Source organism: Bifidobacterium sp. LH_512, from assembly GCF_056356435.1.
In genome coordinates this window covers 155260-172466 of sequence record NZ_JBKEUE010000003.1, presented here as the reverse complement: position 1 = coordinate 172466, position 17207 = coordinate 155260, and the positions used below count along the sequence as shown (strand labels likewise).

General features: G+C 57.4%; 11 protein-coding genes and 2 pseudogenes. 12 read left to right on the top strand and 1 reads right to left on the bottom strand.

Going from position 1 to position 17207, the window contains the following annotated elements; translation table 11 throughout:
* Positions 1-53: 53 nt before the first annotated feature.
* On the bottom strand, positions 54-3167 hold the full coding sequence (locus AC1AWD_RS07550; RefSeq protein WP_476565231.1) for a P-type ATPase actuator domain-containing protein: 3114 nt from the start codon (positions 3165-3167) through the stop codon (positions 54-56).
* A 129-nt stretch (positions 3168-3296) separates the two neighbouring features.
* On the opposite strand from AC1AWD_RS07550, the gene AC1AWD_RS07545 reads away from it, so the two are divergent.
* The 12 genes and pseudogenes from AC1AWD_RS07545 to AC1AWD_RS07490 all read left to right on the top strand — a co-directional run bounded on the left by AC1AWD_RS07545 (position 3297) and on the right by AC1AWD_RS07490 (position 17078).
* Positions 3297-4643, top strand: coding sequence for a DNA recombination protein RmuC (locus AC1AWD_RS07545; RefSeq protein WP_476565229.1), 1347 nt, complete (start codon positions 3297-3299; stop codon positions 4641-4643).
* A gap of 166 nt (positions 4644-4809) precedes the next feature.
* Positions 4810-5532, top strand: coding sequence for a type I phosphoribosyltransferase (locus AC1AWD_RS07540; RefSeq protein ID WP_476565227.1), 723 nt, complete (start codon positions 4810-4812; stop codon positions 5530-5532).
* A gap of 295 nt (positions 5533-5827) precedes the next feature.
* Positions 5828-6301: pseudogene (locus AC1AWD_RS07535) on the top strand (RNA methyltransferase); the annotation flags it as partial.
* A gap of 243 nt (positions 6302-6544) precedes the next feature.
* A pseudogene (locus tag AC1AWD_RS07530) lies at positions 6545-6823 on the top strand (TrmH family RNA methyltransferase); the annotation flags it as partial.
* 272 nt (positions 6824-7095) lie between these two features.
* Positions 7096-7392 (top strand): Asp-tRNA(Asn)/Glu-tRNA(Gln) amidotransferase subunit GatC, encoded by a 297-nt coding sequence (gatC, locus tag AC1AWD_RS07525; protein ID WP_476565225.1) that lies wholly within the window; start codon positions 7096-7098, stop codon positions 7390-7392.
* 1 nt (position 7393) lies between these two features.
* A complete protein-coding gene (gene gatA, locus AC1AWD_RS07520) occupies positions 7394-8935 on the top strand; it encodes an Asp-tRNA(Asn)/Glu-tRNA(Gln) amidotransferase subunit GatA (protein ID WP_476565223.1) in 1542 nt (513 codons plus the stop codon).
* A 99-nt stretch (positions 8936-9034) separates the two neighbouring features.
* Positions 9035-10534 (top strand): Asp-tRNA(Asn)/Glu-tRNA(Gln) amidotransferase subunit GatB, encoded by a 1500-nt coding sequence (gene gatB, locus AC1AWD_RS07515; protein WP_476565221.1) that lies wholly within the window; start codon positions 9035-9037, stop codon positions 10532-10534.
* A gap of 371 nt (positions 10535-10905) precedes the next feature.
* Positions 10906-12048, top strand: a complete 1143-nt coding sequence (locus AC1AWD_RS07510; protein WP_476565219.1) for a GNAT family N-acetyltransferase — start codon at positions 10906-10908, stop codon at positions 12046-12048.
* A gap of 6 nt (positions 12049-12054) precedes the next feature.
* Positions 12055-12369, top strand: a complete 315-nt coding sequence (locus AC1AWD_RS07505) for a DUF2469 domain-containing protein (protein WP_476565217.1) — start codon at positions 12055-12057, stop codon at positions 12367-12369.
* Between the two features lie 252 nt (positions 12370-12621).
* Positions 12622-14211 carry an NAD(P)/FAD-dependent oxidoreductase gene (locus AC1AWD_RS07500; protein WP_476565215.1) on the top strand — a complete coding sequence of 530 codons (1590 nt, stop codon included), beginning with the start codon at positions 12622-12624 and terminating at the stop codon, positions 14209-14211.
* A 346-nt stretch (positions 14212-14557) separates the two neighbouring features.
* Entirely contained in the window at positions 14558-16711 is a 2154-nt protein-coding gene (gene rho / locus AC1AWD_RS07495) for a transcription termination factor Rho (RefSeq protein WP_476565213.1), read from the top strand.
* On the top strand, positions 16701-17078 hold the full coding sequence (locus AC1AWD_RS07490; protein WP_476565211.1) for a chorismate mutase: 378 nt from the start codon (positions 16701-16703) through the stop codon (positions 17076-17078). The genes rho and AC1AWD_RS07490 overlap by 11 nt, the downstream gene beginning before the upstream one ends.
* The last annotated feature ends 129 nt before the right edge of the window (positions 17079-17207 follow it).

Here is a 17207-nt window from a genome sequence, read left to right as displayed (position 1 = left end):
TCGGCTATTTTGCAAGAGCCCGTGCATGTTTTGTTGCGTTTATGGTTTTTGAATCATGAAAGGAAGATTTGCGGGGCCTTCATGAAGTTCTCGGCGCAGCGTTCGGCGCAGAAGTAGTAGGTTTTGCCGTCGAGCTCGCGGCTGATTGCCTCGTCGTTAACGGCAACCGTCATGCTGCACACCGGATCGATGGCGGTTTCGGCGGCATTCGGATCGGCCTGCTTCATCATATGCATTGTGTTCTCCTTACTATGCGAGGTGTTATGAGGGCTGGCGTCTGTTGCCCGGCCGTCCGTACAATCATCCGCGCCGCTTTGCAAATGAGGCATCGAAGTGCGCTCATCAACAATAACCGTTGGCTCGTTAGCTTTATCGACGGTGCCCGTAACGGAACGGACGTCAAAATTGCGCGTCATCACATGATCATCCGCAAGCTTCACCCTGTTCAAACGGTTCGCATTCAACACCAGACAAGTCGATGACAGCGCCATCGCCAGGCCCGCAATCATGGGGCTCAACAGCCAGCCGGTGAACGGGTACAGCACGCCTGCGGCAATCGGAATGCCAATGATGTTGTATCCGAACGCCCATGCCAGATTCTCACGAATATTACGCACTGTCATGTGCGACAGGTTCATCAGGCGCACCACGCCCCGCAGATCGCCGCTCATCAGCGTCACATCGGCGGACTGCATCGCGACATCCGTGCCGGTGCCGATCGCAATGCCCAAATCGGCCTGCGCCAAAGCCGGAGCGTCGTTAATGCCGTCGCCGACCATTGCGATAAGGCCGGGGCGGTGGGGTGTCGTTGCGGTTACGGCGTTGGTGGCGGATCTTGTTGCGGTGGCGTTGGCTCGCTCATTGGCGGAGACTGCAGCTGTGGGCGTAGCACTGGTGGTGTTGGGTGCCGTGCCGGCCTTGACGGTGGTTCCTGCGGTGCCGATGGTTGCCGCGGTCGTAAGGGTGAGGCTGGTTGCGTTGTCGCGCTCCTCCTGCAGGCGTTTGATCCAGTAGGCCTTGCCGTCCGGGCGCACCTGCGCGATTACCGTGTCGATGCCGACCTGGCGGGCGATATCGGTGGCGACTTCGGCTTTGTCGCCGGAAAGCATCACCGTGCGAATGCCGGCCTTGCGCAGGGCTGCGATCGCTTCGCGTGAACCGTCTTTGATGGTGTCATGCTCGTAGCTGGGGTGCTCGAGTGTGGTGTCCGCGTCGATGATGCCGCGCGTGATCGTTCCGGTTTTGTCGAAGACGACCGTGCGGATGTTGCGCGCCTGTTCGAGTGCCTTCGCCGACGTTACGAGCACGCCGTTTGTGGCGCCGAGGCCGCTGGCGGCGGTCACCGAAAGCGGCGTGGCCAGACCGAGAGCGCACGGGCAGGCGATGATCAGGACGCTGACCGCGGTGACGAGCGCGTGCGGAAGGGTCGCGGCGACGTCGTTTTGTGTGCCTGCTGAGGCGCCGAGAATGAGCCAGATCGCGAAGGTCCAGATGGCGACGATGATTACCGCGGGCACGAAAATACGGGCGATACGGTCGGCGAGGCGTTGTACCGGCGCTTTGGTGGCTTGCGCGCGCGACACCATCGCCACGATTTGCGCAAGAACCGTGTTGCCGCCGACCTGCGTGGCACGCATGAGGAGGTTCCCTGTAAGCACTACCGTCGCGCCGGTGAGGTGCTGGAGTGCAGCGGGGGTGGTGTTGGCGGTTGCAGTGGCGGCTGTTGTGTTTTCTGGTGAATTATTGCTTGTTGTGTTCTCTTTGGGTGTTGGATTTCCGTGTGTGTAGATGGATTTGAGGACTGGCTTGGATTCGCCGGTGATCATGGATTCATCCACGGTGGCTTCACCGTCGACGAGGACGCCATCCGTGGGGATGCGCTCGCCGGCTCGCACGGTTATCAGGTCGCCGGGGGTGATTTTGTTGATGTCGACATCGGCTAAGTGGGCGGGGTTGAGCCATGTGCGGGCGGTCTGGGACGCGTGGGTTGCTTGCTGGTCGACAATATCGGTTTGTGAAGTTTGCGTCACAGTGCCCTGTTCGAATCCGGTGCCATCGTATCGGTGTGCAATGCGTGGGCGCAGACGGATCAGACTCTGAATAGCCTGACCAGTGCCTTCGCGCGCCTTGGTTTCTAACAGACGGCCGACCAGCACAAGCGTGATCACCGTGCCGACCGACTCGAAATACGGTTCGCGTGTGCCTTCCGGCAGCAGCGGCGAGGCGACGCACACAACCAAGCTATATAGGTAGGCGGCAGTAGTGCCGAGCGCGACTAGCGAATTCATATCGGGGACGCGGTGTGCGAGGGCCGGCCATCCGACGCGATGCACCGGCTCGCCGCAATAAAACATCACCGGCGTGATCAGTACGGCTTGCAGCCACGGATTCATCAGCCAATGCGGCACAAGATTGCGGTTGATCATCGCCAGCATCATGGGCGCGAACACCGGCAATGTGAGCACTGCGCTGATAATGATCAGACGCTTCAAATGCTTGATTTCCTTGATGCGTTCAGCGGATTCGCGCTGCTCGGCGGCCAGTGCGTCGTCCGTGGCGGTGGCGTTGCCGGCGGCAGTCGCACCAGTCTTCAAATCTGCTGGGATATCAATAGTCGGCGCCGTACAGCATGACGGAATTCCCACGTTCGCAGGTGAATCGCTGCGTGCGTGGGGCGACTGTGAGGTCTTTGTTTGCTGTCCGTTGTCCGTTTCCGTCGTACAGCATGACGGAATCCCTGAGTTGTCTGCAGCCTTCGCGCTGCCTGTGTCGTTATTGTCGCCAGCGGTGACGCGCAGCAATCCGTGCACCATATTCATACCGCATGCGAAGGGATAGTCGCCCGCGGCCAACGCCGGCAATTTCACTTCGGTGGCGGTGTTGCCCGGCAGCATCGCGTCCAGTCCGAGGTCGCCGAATATAACGTGCGATGTGCATTCGCCGCTTTCCTGCCGGTCGAATGTCAATGTGATCGGGATGCCGGCGCGCATCTCGATGACTGCAGGCGAATATCCGCCTTTGACGGTGATCGTGGCGGTTTGCATGCCGCCGGCCATTTTCCCGGCAGTGCTTTTCCTCGGCGCGAAGAAGAATCGCAAAATCCCCCAAGTCAGCAATGCTGCGACGACGGTCGCTGTGATGGCGGCGGGCAGGTCGATATTCGGCATGCATGTCTCCTTATCTCTCGTTATGCACATTGTCGTTGGTCGTGGTGTTCGTTGGCAAGTGCGTTGCGCGGCTGGCTTAGAGAAATGAGCGCGTGTCGGAGGTCGATGGACTCCTGTTTAATAGAACATATGTTCGACGATGTTGTGATGGTATTGCTGCTGGTGCTGGTAGCGGCGCTTGGTGTTTTCGCTGGCTTCGTGCTGGGGCGTGCGAAGGGGCAGGAGAGCGCCCGCGGCGTGCGGTCCGAGGAGTTGGATCAGGCGAAGGCCGAATCGGAGACGTTGCGCTCGCAGATCGTTGATTTAACCGCGCAGTGTGCCGAGTTCCGTGCGCAATCCGATGGGTTGGGGCAGCAGCTTGCGTATGTGAAGTCGCAGTTGGCACAGGCGCAACAGGCCGAACAGATTCGCATGCAGCGTGAGCGTGAGCGTATGGCGGCTGAGGCCGAGGCGAAACGTCAGGAGCAGGCGAAGGCGTTGCAGGAGCAGGGCAAGGTGTTGTCGGCGCTTGCTCCGGTGCAGAAGAATCTGGATGCCTTGCAGGAGAAGGTCTCGCAGATTGAAGAGGGGCGTAAGCGCGAGATGGGCGCTTTGGGCGAGCAGCTTAAAGGCTTGGGCGAACAGCAGGCGCGGCTTGATAAGGAGACGAGCTCGCTTTCGGCGGCGTTGCGTAATAACAAGGTGCGTGGTGCGTGGGGCGAGGCGCAACTGAAGAATATTGTGGAATCCGCTGGCCTGTTGGAACATGTTGATTTTGATACGCAGGTTGTTGTGGTTGGTGCGGATGGCAAGCAGCAGAGGCCGGATATGGTGGTGCATCTGCCGGGTGGCAAAACCATTCCGATTGATGCGAAGGTGCCGTATTCCGATTATCAGAGGGCTTGTGAGATTCCGGATACCGCGTCGGAAGACGAATTGAACCGTCGTGCGGATTTGCTGCGTGCGCATGCGAAGGCATTGCGTGAGCATGTGAAGACATTGGGCGATCGCGCATATTGGAATGCGTTTGATACCGCGCCGGATTTCGTGGTGGCGTTCATTCCGAATGAAGCATTGCTGCAGGCTGCGTTGGAGACTGATCCGACGTTGATGGATGATGCGTTTTCGCGCAAAGTGGCACTGACTTCGCCGGTGACCTTGTGGGCGGTGTTGAAGTCGGTGGCGTACGCATGGCAGCAGCAGAGCCTGACCGATGACGCGAAGCAGCTGTTTGACTTGTCCCGTGAATTGTATGAGCGGTTCGCGGTGCTGGGCGAACGTGCGACCAAGTTGGGTACGGCGATTTCCAGAACTGTGGCGTCCTACAACCAGTTTGCCTCTTCGTTGGAGTCTCGTGTGCTGGTGACCGCACGCAAGCTGCAGAAGATTGATGCAAGCAAGGTGATCGAACCTGTTGAAATGATTGACCCTGACAAGGCGGACGTGAAGGAACTTTCCGCGCCCGAAGTCGTGGCCGAATCCAACGACGCTGAATAGCATTCGGCGGGGCGCTCGGCGAGGCTGGGTGGTGTTGGGTTTGGCTGGTCGGTGCTTGGCGCGGCTGACTGGCGTTGGCTTTGACGGGTGTTGCTAGTTTTGGCCGGCAATGCTTGTCGAAGCGGGTGGCGCTGGCTTTGACGAGCGGCGTCGGTACTCTAGTTTTATGACTGAAGAGAAGAAGTTCCGCAAGACCGGTGCGGTCGAATCCGGCGCTGACTCAACTGCCGCATTTCAGGAGGTATCGCATATGGCATCCCAGGAAACATCTCAAGAAGCATCTCAGCAGGCATCTCCCATTATGGATCCGGTGGCATTCGCCATGCTCGAGCCGCGAGATCAGCTCAAAACCCTGCTGCAGAATGAAATGGCGGGACGCCCGTTCTGCGAACTGTCGGCGGTTACCTTCGACCATCGTGGTGCTTCCATCGTCGGCCATATTCTGCTCGACGCTTTGGAAGAACAAGGCTATTCGGTCGACGACTTCGACGTTGTCGGTGCTTTGACCGCAGCATCCGTGCCGCTGGTGTGCGCTATGGTTCAGGCAGCCGCCTCCCGCGGGGAAAACCTTGACGGCTTCGTCATGGATTTCGTGTTCCCGTCCATCAAGGGCCCGTCTATCAAGGGCAAGCGTGTTATTTTGCTGGACTCTTGGCTGTCCGAAAAATCCTATGTGCAGACCTCTTCTCTGGTTACCCTGCGCAATGGCAACGAATTGAGTCTCGACTTCTCCGTCGTTGAAGCCGAAGGTGCCGAAGTGTTGGCTGTCGCTTCGCTGGTCGGAGGCGTGGATATGACCGCCCCGACCATCAAAGTCATTAATCCAGTCAATGGTGAAGAGCGTGAACTGCCCTTCATCGAGGTCTATAAAGAATCCGAACTCCACTGAACGCAATAGTGACCAAAGTCGTTACAGTCTGTGCTTTTCAGTGAGACTGCTTGCCGATGGCCCGCGTACGGTCACGAAACAAAACATGAGCAGTTTGTAATGGTTGCGCGTCGAGGGCCGTGTATCCCAACTGTTGCATGTGACCGAATGACTGGACCGCCGGGCATCTGATTGTATGCATGTCTGCTGAACGTGATGCAGCAGACGCATGCGAATATTCGACTACCTTCTTATGGTGATGTGCAGTAATGCTGCACATCACCATCGCGATAACAACAAAGGCGAAAAACACATCATGCACGAACCGAATCCTATTTCTTTGGCGGCAAAAGCATCCGGAGAGCCTGAATTCCGCGAAGTCGGCGTAGGCCCGTGGGCCGAAACCCATCCGGGCGAAGAACGTCCGGATAATCCGCAGTCAAGCAATTACGATGAACGCTACGATTCGCAACTGCTGGACGAAGGTGATCGCCGTAACGTGCTTGATCGCTATCGTTATTGGACGGTTCCTGCAATCAAAGCGGATCTCGATGCGCGTGGACGCCACGCATTTGAAGTGGCCGTCGAAAATTGGACGCACGATTTCAATATCGGATCAATGGTGCGTACCGCCAACGCTTTTCAGGCCGCCAAAGTGCACATCGTCGGCCCGCATAAGTGGAATCGCAAGGGCGCTCTTATGACGGAGCTGTATCAGCACGTTGAACATCATCCCTCCATCAAAGAGCTCGTCGACGACTGGCATCAGCGTATTGCCCAGGAAATCGCCGACGCGCAATCCGAATTGGAGAATCTGCTCAACATCGCAGCAACCAATGACGACGCCCATGCCGCAATATCTCATGCGACTGCAGATTCCAACGCAATTGCTGCAGCAGCCGGTGTTTCTGCCGGTATTGCATCATCCAACAAGGCCGTCAGCAATGAGTCCGTCGGCATCGCAGTACCTGCCGCATTGCAATCCGAAGAAACCGCTGCAATCGGCGATCCCGCCGATATCCCAACTCGAATTGCCGACGCGCAGCATCGTCTCGACGCAGCTCGCGCGGCCCGCGTCATCGCATTGGACATCATCCCCGGCGCAGTACCGATCGAAACCTATCGATTCCCGGAACGCTGTCTCATGCTGTTCGGTGCGGAAGGCCCCGGCCTATCCGAAAAAGCCCTCGAATTGGCCGATGACGTCGTGTACATCTCCCAATTCGGTTCTGTCCGTTCCATCAATGCCGGCGCCGCCGCTGCGGTTTCCATGCACTGTTGGATCGCCCAGCACGCGGCCCCCGCAATCTGACATCATCACGTCCGTCCTCGTCGGTCCTGTTCTTCCGCTAGCGCTTATCCAATTCGCAGACCTGTATGTCGCAGGTCGTGGCGGCGTGAGTAAGCGGAGACGGGGAAAGCGCGGGCCGGTGCAGTGCGAGGCAGTGGAGATGGGAATGGCGCAGGGGCTGGGGCAGTGCAGGCTGGGGCACTGCAGATGGTGACGACGCTAGGAAGAAGACGGGGATGACAGGATGGAATAATTTACGAGCCTCGTCACAAACCGCACGTATAGTAAGGGGCATGCCTACATTCACACGAGAAGAAATCATGCATTTGGGTGATTTGGCCCGAATTGCGCTCACCGATGAGGAAATCACCCGCCTTCAGGGCGAGTTGAACGTCATCGCGGACTCCATCAACAAAGTGCAGGAGGTTGCCGGCGACGACGTGCAGCCCACTGCCAACCCGATTCCGTTGGAAGCCTACCTGCGTCCGGATGTTCCGGAAACGCCGTTGACTCAGGAGGAAGCCACCGCCGGCGCTCCGGTTTCAGAAAACGGCATGTTCGTTGCACCGCGCATTTTGGGGGAGGAGTGAGATGACCGCGACTACCGAACTCGTTAAGCTGTCCGCCGCTGAAATGGCGGCCAAGGTCAAGGCCAAGGAAGTCTCCAGCCGTGAGCTGGTCGAAGCGCATCTGAGCGTTATCGAAGCCGCCGAGCCGAGCATCAACGCCTTCCTGGCGCTGTCCGCCGATCAGGCCCGCGAACAGGCCGACGCTTTCGATGCCAAGAACGCCAAGGGCGAAACCGAGGAGATGCCGGAGCTGGCCGGCGTCCCGATCGCCATCAAGGACATGATCGTCACCAAGGGCATCGTCACCACTGCAGCTTCGAAGATCCTCGAAGGCTGGGTGCCGCCGTACGACGCTACGGTTATCGAAAAGCTCAAGGCTGCTGGCATGCCACTGCTGGGCAAGACCAACCTGGACGAATTCGCTCAGGGCTCTTCCACCGAACATTCCGCTTATGGCCCGACCCATAATCCGTGGGATACCGAGCGCGTGCCGGGCGGTTCCGGCGGCGGCTCCGCTTCCGCGGTCGCCGCGTTCGAAGCGCCGCTCGCTCTCGGCACCGATACCGGCGGTTCCATCCGTCAGCCGGGCGCTCTGACCGGCACTGTCGGCGTTAAGCCGACTTACGGCGGCGTTTCCCGTTTCGGTGCAATCGCCATGGCAAGCTCTCTTGACCAGATCGGACCGGTCTCCCGTACCGTGCTCGATTCCGCTTTGCTGCAGGAAATCATCGGCGGTCATGATCGCCGTGACTCCACGTCCATTCCGGAAGGTCCGCGTCCGATGGCCGCAGCCGCACGTGAAGGCATGAAGCGTGATTTGAAGGGCATGAAGGTCGGCCTTGTCAAGGAGCTGGGTGGAGAAGGCTTCCAGCCGGGCGTGCAGGCTCGCTTCAACGAAGCCGTGAAGATGCTCGAAGAGATGGGTGCGGAAATCGTCGAAGTCTCCTGCCCGCATTTCGAATATTCGCTCGGCGCCTACTACATCATCATGCCGTCCGAAGTCAGCTCCAATCTGGCCCGCTATGATGGCATGCGCTATGGCCTGCGCGTCACCCCGCCGGCCGGAGTTCCGAACACCGCCGCCAACATGATGGCCTACACGCGTGAAGCCGGTTTCGGCGACGAAGTCAAGCGTCGTATCATCCTTGGCACCTACGCGCTGTCCGCCGGCTACTACGATGCTTGGTACGGTTCCGCGCAGAAGGTGCGTACGCTGATCATCGACGATTTCAGGAAGGCCTTCGAAAAGGCCGACGTGCTGATTTCCCCGACCAGTCCGTCCACCGCCTTCAAGTTCGGTGAAAAGATGGACGACCCGCTGGCCATGTACATGAACGACATCGCCACGATTCCGGCCAACCTCGCAGGAACCCCGGCCATGAGCATTCCGTCCGGCCTGTCCGATGACGGTCTGCCGACCGGCATCCAGTTCATCGCCCCGCAGCAGCGGGATGAAGTGGTGTACAAGCCGGCAGCCGCGTTGGAAGCCGCGCTGAACGAGGCTTGGAACGGCCCGATCTGGCAGTCCATGAACACGCCGTGGCTGGATGGCCTGAACAAGTAAACGCATCGGAAAGCAAGAAAGCCGGAACGCCGGAAGGCCGGGAATCTGAAAAGAGCATGGGCCGGAAGGCTGAAAAGCCGGAGCAAGCAAGGAATAACAATGGCTGAAAAACTTATGAAGTACGCCGATGCCGTCAAGAAGTACGATCCGGTCATCGGCTTGGAAACCCACGTCGAACTGAGCACGAACACGAAGCTGTTCTGCCCGGCCGAAGTCTCCTTCGGCGGCGATCCGAACACGCAGCTGACCCCGGTGAGCCTTGGTCTGCCGGGCAGCTTGCCGGTTATCAATGAAACCGCCGTCGATTACGCAATTAAGCTGGGTCTTGCCCTGCATTGCGAAATCGCCGAATGGAGCCAGTTCGCTCGCAAGAACTACTTCTATCCGGATATGCCGCGCAATTATCAGATCTCCCAGTACGACAAGCCGACCAACGGCAACGGCTACTTGGATGTCGAACTGGAAGACGGCACCATTTTCCGTGTGCCGATCGAACGCGCTCACATTGAAGACGATGCCGGCAAGAATACGCATGTTGGCGGTGCCGACGGCCGTATTGAAGGCGCCGATCATTCGCTGGTCGACTACAATCGCGCGGGCGTTCCGCTGATTGAAATCGTCACCAAGCCGATTGAAGGCGCTGGCGAGCGCGCTCCGGAAATCGCGGGCGCTTACGTGCGCACCATCCGCGATATCGTTCGCGCGCTGAACATTTCCCATGCTCGCATGGAGCAGGGTAATATGCGCGCCGATGTGAACGTTTCGCTGCGCCCGTCCGCTGACGATCCGTACGGCACGCGCTCCGAAACGAAGAACGTGAATTCGTTCCGTGGCATTGAAAAGACCATCCAGTACGAGATTCGCCGTCAGGCCGCAATCCTCGACGAAGGCGGCGAAGTCCTGCAGGAGACCCGTCACTGGGATGAAGCGTCGCAGACCACGGCCGGTGGCCGTGTGAAGTCTGACGCCGACGATTACCGTTACTTCCCGGATCCGGATCTGGTGATGCTGCACATCACTCCGGAACGTATCGAGCGTCTGAAGGCTGAAATGCCGGAAATGCCGCGTGAACGCCGCAACCGCCTGCAGGGTGAGTGGGGCTTCTCCGATCTGGAAATGCGTGACGTGGTCAACGCCGATGCCCTTGACCTGATTGAAGCCACTGTCGCAGCCGGTGCAACCGCTGCCGGCGCGAAGAAGTGGTGGCTGGGTGAGCTGTCCCGCGAAGCCAACAACAAGGGCGTCTCCTTGGAAGAGCTGCCGGTTACGCCGGCTGATGTCGCCCGGGTCGAAAAGCTGATTGCTGACGGCAAGCTCAACGACAAACTGGCCAAGCAGACCGTCGCTGGCGTGTTGGCTGGTGAAGGCACTCCGGATGAGGTCGTCGCCAAGCATGGCTACCAGGTGGTGTCTGACGATGGCGCGCTCGTCGCCGCCGTCGAAGAGGCGCTGGCTGCGAATCCGGACGTTGTCGAAAAGCTCAAGAGCGGTAATATGAAGCCGATGGGCGCTATCATTGGTGCGGTTATGCGCGCTACGAAGGGTCAGGCTGATGCCAAGGCGGTCAACAAGATCGTTATGGAAAAGCTCAAGGGCTGATTTCAATTGATTTCGCCTGATTGCGGCAATCATTGCCAGATATCGCCTGACATCGCTTGGAGTCACGCGAAATCGCATGAAATCGTCTGATATTTGGTAGACGCGCTGACTGTCTCGCAGTTGGCGCGTCGCCTTATATATTGGCCGATGCGCAGCGTTTCATGCCCTACTCCGACACGCCCCGACACGTACATCGCCACTGTTCGTTTCCGCGTGTCCATAAGCGAATCAATCAAATGTCACGGCCGCTGGCAACAATTTGCGCGAATCGTCGTTTTCCATCTATTCAGCGAATATTCAGTCGAGTAGAATACTTTCGAAGTGGATTTCGGGGAGCATTCCCCGCGGAGTAGCACAAGGACGAAGGACGAATGTCAGAATATGGCGAGCCGCCGCTAGCGGCGCAGCAGCAATCTCGTGAATTGCCGGCCAAGATCGTCATTCCGCCGATTCGAGGCGAGATGGTGCATCTGCGTCCGGCTACTATCGAAGATTTCGCACGCTTGGACGAATTGGATGCGTTCTACAATGCGCCCGGCGTCACCGGCAAAGATCAACGTTCGGAACGTCTGGCGGTAAGAGCTTGGATGCGTCGTTCCGTAGCTTGGGCCGAAGGTTTGGCGCCTGCCGAATCCGGGGTTGGGGATCCGGAATTGCGACGTACCATTGCTTGGGCAATGGTAACCGATGCCGATCATGATGAGGACGGCAATATTGACGCGAAAAACACAGGCAACGTCATCGGTGTGATTTTCCTGATTGATATTGACGGCTGGTCGCGTTCCGCGCGTATTCAGGTGATTCTCGGCAAGGATTATCGCGGCCGCGGCTATTCGCGTGATGCGATGCCGCGTGTGATGACGTATGGTTTTGCGCCGACACCTGCAGGTCTTGGCATGCATCGTATTTGGGTGGCCGTTCCGGAAGCGAACACGCGTTCGCGTTCGGTGTATCAGTCGCTTGGTTTTGTGCCTTCAGGCACATCGCGCGACGCCTTGTGGGACGCGGAACATAACAAGTATCAAGATCTGATCGTTATGGATACGCTGGCCGACGAATATGATCCGATTCGTTCGCTTGACGCGTTTGGCATGCACGTTTATGAAGACAATCCGGGTGTGAAGGAAGCGTTGAGCGCCCGTGAGCATTCGATTGCCATTCAGATTGAGCATTCTTCTAACGAGGGACGTCCTGAGCATTTCAATCGAGACGGCCATAATGGCCGAGACGGTGTGCAGAACGTTGACAAGGTGTCTACTCGGAACGGTGGCAGGTCGGATACTGCTGAGATGATGACGCCGTCGAATAACGCGCAGCGTGGGTCTGCGGCGAAGGGTGATAATCGTATGGCGGTGCCGGCGGATGAGGTTGTTGGCTCCGAGGGACGTCCTTCGTCCGGCGATGAGAATGATCATAATGATTGGCCGTACAATTCGTCCGAGCATAAGCCGTCCAAGGAAGCGTGGTGGCGTGTGCTCGGCCATGGCCGCAAACGCGAAACGGAAGGTATGTAAGGCACGATGAGCGCCGAAGATCTCGATAATTACGAAACCGACGCGGAACTTGCCCTGTACAAGGAATATCGTGACGTTATCAAGTTGTTCACGTATGTTGTGGAGACTGAACGTCGCTTTTACTTGGCGAATAAGGTGGATTTCAATGTTCGCTCCGCCGGTCAGGACGTGTATTTCGACGTGCAGCTGACCGATGCGTGGGTGTGGGATGTGTATCGTTCCAGCCGCTTCGTTAAAAGCGTTCGCATCGTCACATTCAAGGATGTGAACGTCGAAGAAGTGCAGAAAACCGATATCGATATTCCGGACGATATCCGTTGATGCAAGTTCTGATTGAAAAACGAAAGTGATGCCGCCGATTTTTGGAGGCATCACTTTTTGCGTCATATCAGTACTGTTATGACGTTTTGGCGGCCTGCGGCAACCTGATTTCGTCATATCAGCATTGAATATGACATTGTGATAACGTCGGTATCCGTTTTCGTGAGATTCGTAAGGATGTCACATGATGTCATGTGCGTTTCCTTACCTGCGAGTAAACTGCTTGTGATTTTGTTTTAAGGAGACTTCAAAGTGACGAACAAGCAATCCGTTGTGATTATTGGTGGAGGTCCTGCCGGTCTTACCGCTGCGTGGGAACTCGTCAAAGACGGTGGCGCTGATCAATATGACGTAACCGTTTTGGAAGCAACGCGCGAATTCGGCGGTATTTCGCGAACCGTTCGCCATAATGGCAACCGCATGGATATTGGCGGTCATCGCTTTTTCTCGAAGGATGGTCGCGTTATGGACTGGTGGAAGGAGGTCCTGCCGCTGCAGGGCGCTCCCAGCTATGACGATCGCAAACTCAACCGCGACCATGATATGGAGCCGGGCGGCCCGGATCCGGAAGTCGAAGACAAGGTGATGCTGAAGCGTCACCGCGTGTCTCGCATTTACTGGAATCGTCATTTCTTTGATTACCCGATTTCCCTTTCGCCCAACACGTTAAGGGCGATGGGTCCGAAGCTGACGCTGGTCGCCGGTTTTTCATACTTGAAGTCGGTTTTCCACAAGCTTCCTGAAACGAATCTGGAAAACTTCTATATCAACCGTTTCGGACGCAAGCTCTATTCGATGTTCTTCGAAGGCTATACCGAGAAGCTGTGGGGACGTCATCCTTCCCAGATTTCCGCCGATTGGGGTGCGCAGCGCGTTAAGGGCCTGAGCATTATGGGCGTGTTGAAGAATGCGTTCGAAAAGCTGCTGCCGAAGAAGCGCAGTAATGCCGAAGTGGAAACCTCGCTGATCGAGGAATTCTGGTATCCGAAGTTCGGTCCCGGTCAGCTGTGGGAAACCGTGGAAAAGAACTGCGAGCAGGCGGGCGTCAAGGTGTTGACCGATGCCAATGTGACTGAAATCCGCCAGGAAGACGGCCGTATTTCTTCCGTGGTGTATGTGGATTCCGAAGGTAACCGCACCGAATTGGCCGCCGATCAGTTCATTTCTTCGATGCCGGTGAAGGATTTGGTCAACGCGATCAACGCTTCCGAACAGCATGCTCCGACCGATATGGTCGAGATCGCCAATGGCCTGCCATACCGTGATTTCGTTACGGTTGGCCTGCTGGTCAAGCACCTGCGTCTGAAGAACACCACTGATATTCCGACTCTGGGCAATCCGCCGATTGTTCCGGACTGCTGGATTTACGTGCAGGATCCGGGCTATAAGGTCGGTCGCTTGCAGATTTTCAACAACTGGAGCCCGTACCTGGTCAAGGATGTTGACAATACGGTGTGGATTGGCTTGGAGTATTTCTGCGAGGAAGGCGATTCGTTCTGGAATATGAGCGATGGGGACGCTACGAAGTTTGCCATTCAGGAGCTGACCCGCATGCGCGTGATCAATGGTCCGCAGGATGTGCTCGACTCCCACCGCGAACGTGTTAAGAAGGCGTACCCGGCATATTTCGATACGTATGATCGCATGCCTGAGCTAGTCGAATACCTTGATTCCTTCGGCAACCTGTATTGCGTGGGCCGTAATGGCCAGCACCGCTATAACAATATGGACCATTCCATGGCCACTGCGATGGAAGCCGTCGAAAACATCAAGTCCGGCAAGACTTCGAAGCGTAACGTGTGGTCGGTGAACACCGACAAGTCGTATCACGAGCAGAAGTAGCGCGTAAGGTCCCGAAATCGCGACGCTGCTGTTGCGTAACGCAGCATGCAAGCCGCCCGTTGGCCGTTCGGCCAGCGGGCGGCTTTGTTCGTAACGATTACATGTTGAAAGTGGTTGCACACGGAAATTTTTCGTTGCAATCACAGGCGCGACTGAAAAATCCGATTGAAAATTCCTCCGAATACCCCGACATTTCGCAGTGTTGCGTTGGTCGCGTCGCCGTTGTATGGTTATCGGAGTTCGCTTGTACATATGGAATGACGGCGAATGTTCACGCGGTTTTCCGCAAATCTTTTTTGAAGCTGCTGCATGCAGTGTTTTGCAGAGCCAAGGAAAGGCATAACCAGTGGCAACTAGCCCGAATCTTGAAGATATGAAGCTGCCCGAATTGAGGGATTTGGCCAAGCAAATGGGCCTTCGTGGCACTTCGACTATGCGTAAGCCCGAATTGGTGGCGACGCTTCAGGCCGCCCGCACCGGTGGCGAAGCCCCTGAAGGCGTAACGGTAAAAGTGCCGAAGCAGGCTGTGAAGACCGTGAATATTGCGCAGATTGCAGACGATGCGAAGGCATCGAAGGATGATGTCCAGACTACGGATACACGCAATGCCTACGTTGCGTCGCATGATGACGAATCCGTAGATGAAAAGATGGTGCAGACGAAGCGTCATGCTGGTCGCGGCGCAAGCGTTGATGCTGATGCCGTTGACATTCAGCTGCCTGCTTTGCCGTCTCGCGAAGATCGTCGCGGTCGCCGCAATGCTGATGCGCAGGATGATGATATGCCGCGCGTTGACCGCCGTGCCCGCAAGCGTCGAGGCGCTGATGACGCTTCCTCTTTGCTTGATGGGTTGGATTTGGACATCAGTCAGCCGAAGCGCGAGGATCGTCGTAATCGTCGCAATCGTGATGATGATTTCAATGCTGATCAGACTCGCCGCCGACGTCGCGGCTCCGATTTGAGCGGTATCACCATTGAACGCGATACCGATCGTGACCTTGCCCACGAAGATGATTCCGTGCGTGATTTGGCTGATATTCTGGCCACTCTTCCGAATCAGCCGGCGGATAATGCTCGTCATGATCGTGTGGAAGACGAGGAATCCGGCGAAGATCGCGAGTTCTCACGTCGTAGCCGCAATCGTCATACCGATCATGAGGATCGTCGTGAGCGTATGGAGCGTCGCGGTCGTCGCATGCGCGGCCGTGATGACGATCGCGACGCGACGCATGACGCGCATGATTCTCGTGATGATCGTGAGCGTGACCGCGATGCCCGTGATATGCGTTCCGAACGTTCCGAGCGTCTGGACCATGGAGAGCGCGAAACCCGTCGCGAGGAGCCGCAGGATGATCTGGTACCGGTCGCAGGCATTGTGGATGTGCTGGATTCCTACGCTTTCGTGCGTACTTCCGGCTATCTGCCTGGCCCGAACGATGTGTATGTGTCGATGGGGCAGGTCAAGAAGTATGGCCTGCGCAAGGGTGATGCCGTGCACGGTTCCATTCGTGCGCCGCGTGATGGTGAACGTCGCAATCAGCGTCAGAAGTTCGTACCGCTGCAGTCCATTGATTCCATCAATGGCATGACGGTGGAGGAGGCCGCGAACCGTCCGCAGTTCAACAAGCTGACGCCGCTGTACCCGCAGGAACGACTGAAGCAGGAGACCACGCCGAACAAACTCACTGGTCGTCTGATTGATATCGTCGCTCCGATCGGCAAGGGGCAGCGTGGTTTGATTGTATCTCCGCCGAAGGCCGGTAAGACGATCACGCTGCAGAACATCGCCAATGCGATTGCGACGAACAATCCGGAAGTCCATCTGATGGTCGTGCTTGTGGACGAACGTCCGGAAGAAGTGACCGATATGGAACGTACCGTGCAGGGCGAGGTTATTTCCTCCACCTTCGACCGCCCAGCCTCCGATCACACGACGGTTGCCGAACTGGCCATCGAACGCGCGAAACGACTGGTCGAGCTTGGACAGGATGTCGTTGTGCTGCTGGACTCCATGACCCGTTTGGCTCGCGCCTACAATATCGCCGCTCCGGCTTCCGGACGTATCCTGTCCGGTGGTGTGGATGCGCAGGCGCTGTACCCGCCGAAGAAGTTCTTCGGCGCGGCCCGCAATATCGAAAACGGTGGCTCGCTGACGATTATCTCTTCCGCGCTGGTGGAAACCGGTTCCAAGATGGACGAGGTGATTTTCGAAGAGTTCAAGGGCACCGGCAATATGGAACTGCGTCTGAGCCGTGAGTTGGCTGACAAGCGCCTGTTCCCGGCCATTGATGTGAATGCTTCCGGCACGCGCCGCGAAGAGCTCATCACCGATCCGCAGGAATTGCCGATCATCTATCGTCTGCGCCGTCTGCTGGGCGGCCTTGAGCCGGAGCAGGCATACCAGACGCTGGTGCCGCGTTTGAAGAAGACGCCGACGAACCGTGATTTCATGGCCGCGATCGTGCAGCAGGCGAATGCGAATGGCACCAATGGCAATTGATACGCAGATGGCACAGGCGCCGCAATGGCGTGAATCCACGATTGATGAGACGCAGGCAGCCTTGCATCCGCAGGTCGCCGACGCGGTCGCGCATATCGAGCGACTTCGGCAGTCCATTGATAACGTCGATGCCGCGATTGTGCTGCTGCTGTCGGAACGCTTCAAATATACGGAGCAGGTGGGGCAGTGGAAGGCGCAAGCCGGTTTCGGTCCGTCCGATTCCAAGCGTGAAGCGCAACAGGTGGAACGCCTGCATCAGGTGGCGGCTTCGGCCGGGTTGCCTGCAGCCGTCGCCGAACAGTACCATCGTTTTGTAGTGACGGCAGCCAAGAACCGGCATCAGCAGATTGCGCAGGGTGCCGCGTAGCCAGGCGTTGCAATTGAAATAGCGAAGGCCGCTGGCGTCCCTGTGAGGGGGCGGCGGCCTTTTCGTTATCGACGACAGAGAAGACGCCGCCGTTGTGTACCCTTCGGCGAAGTATTCACCGAGAATCGG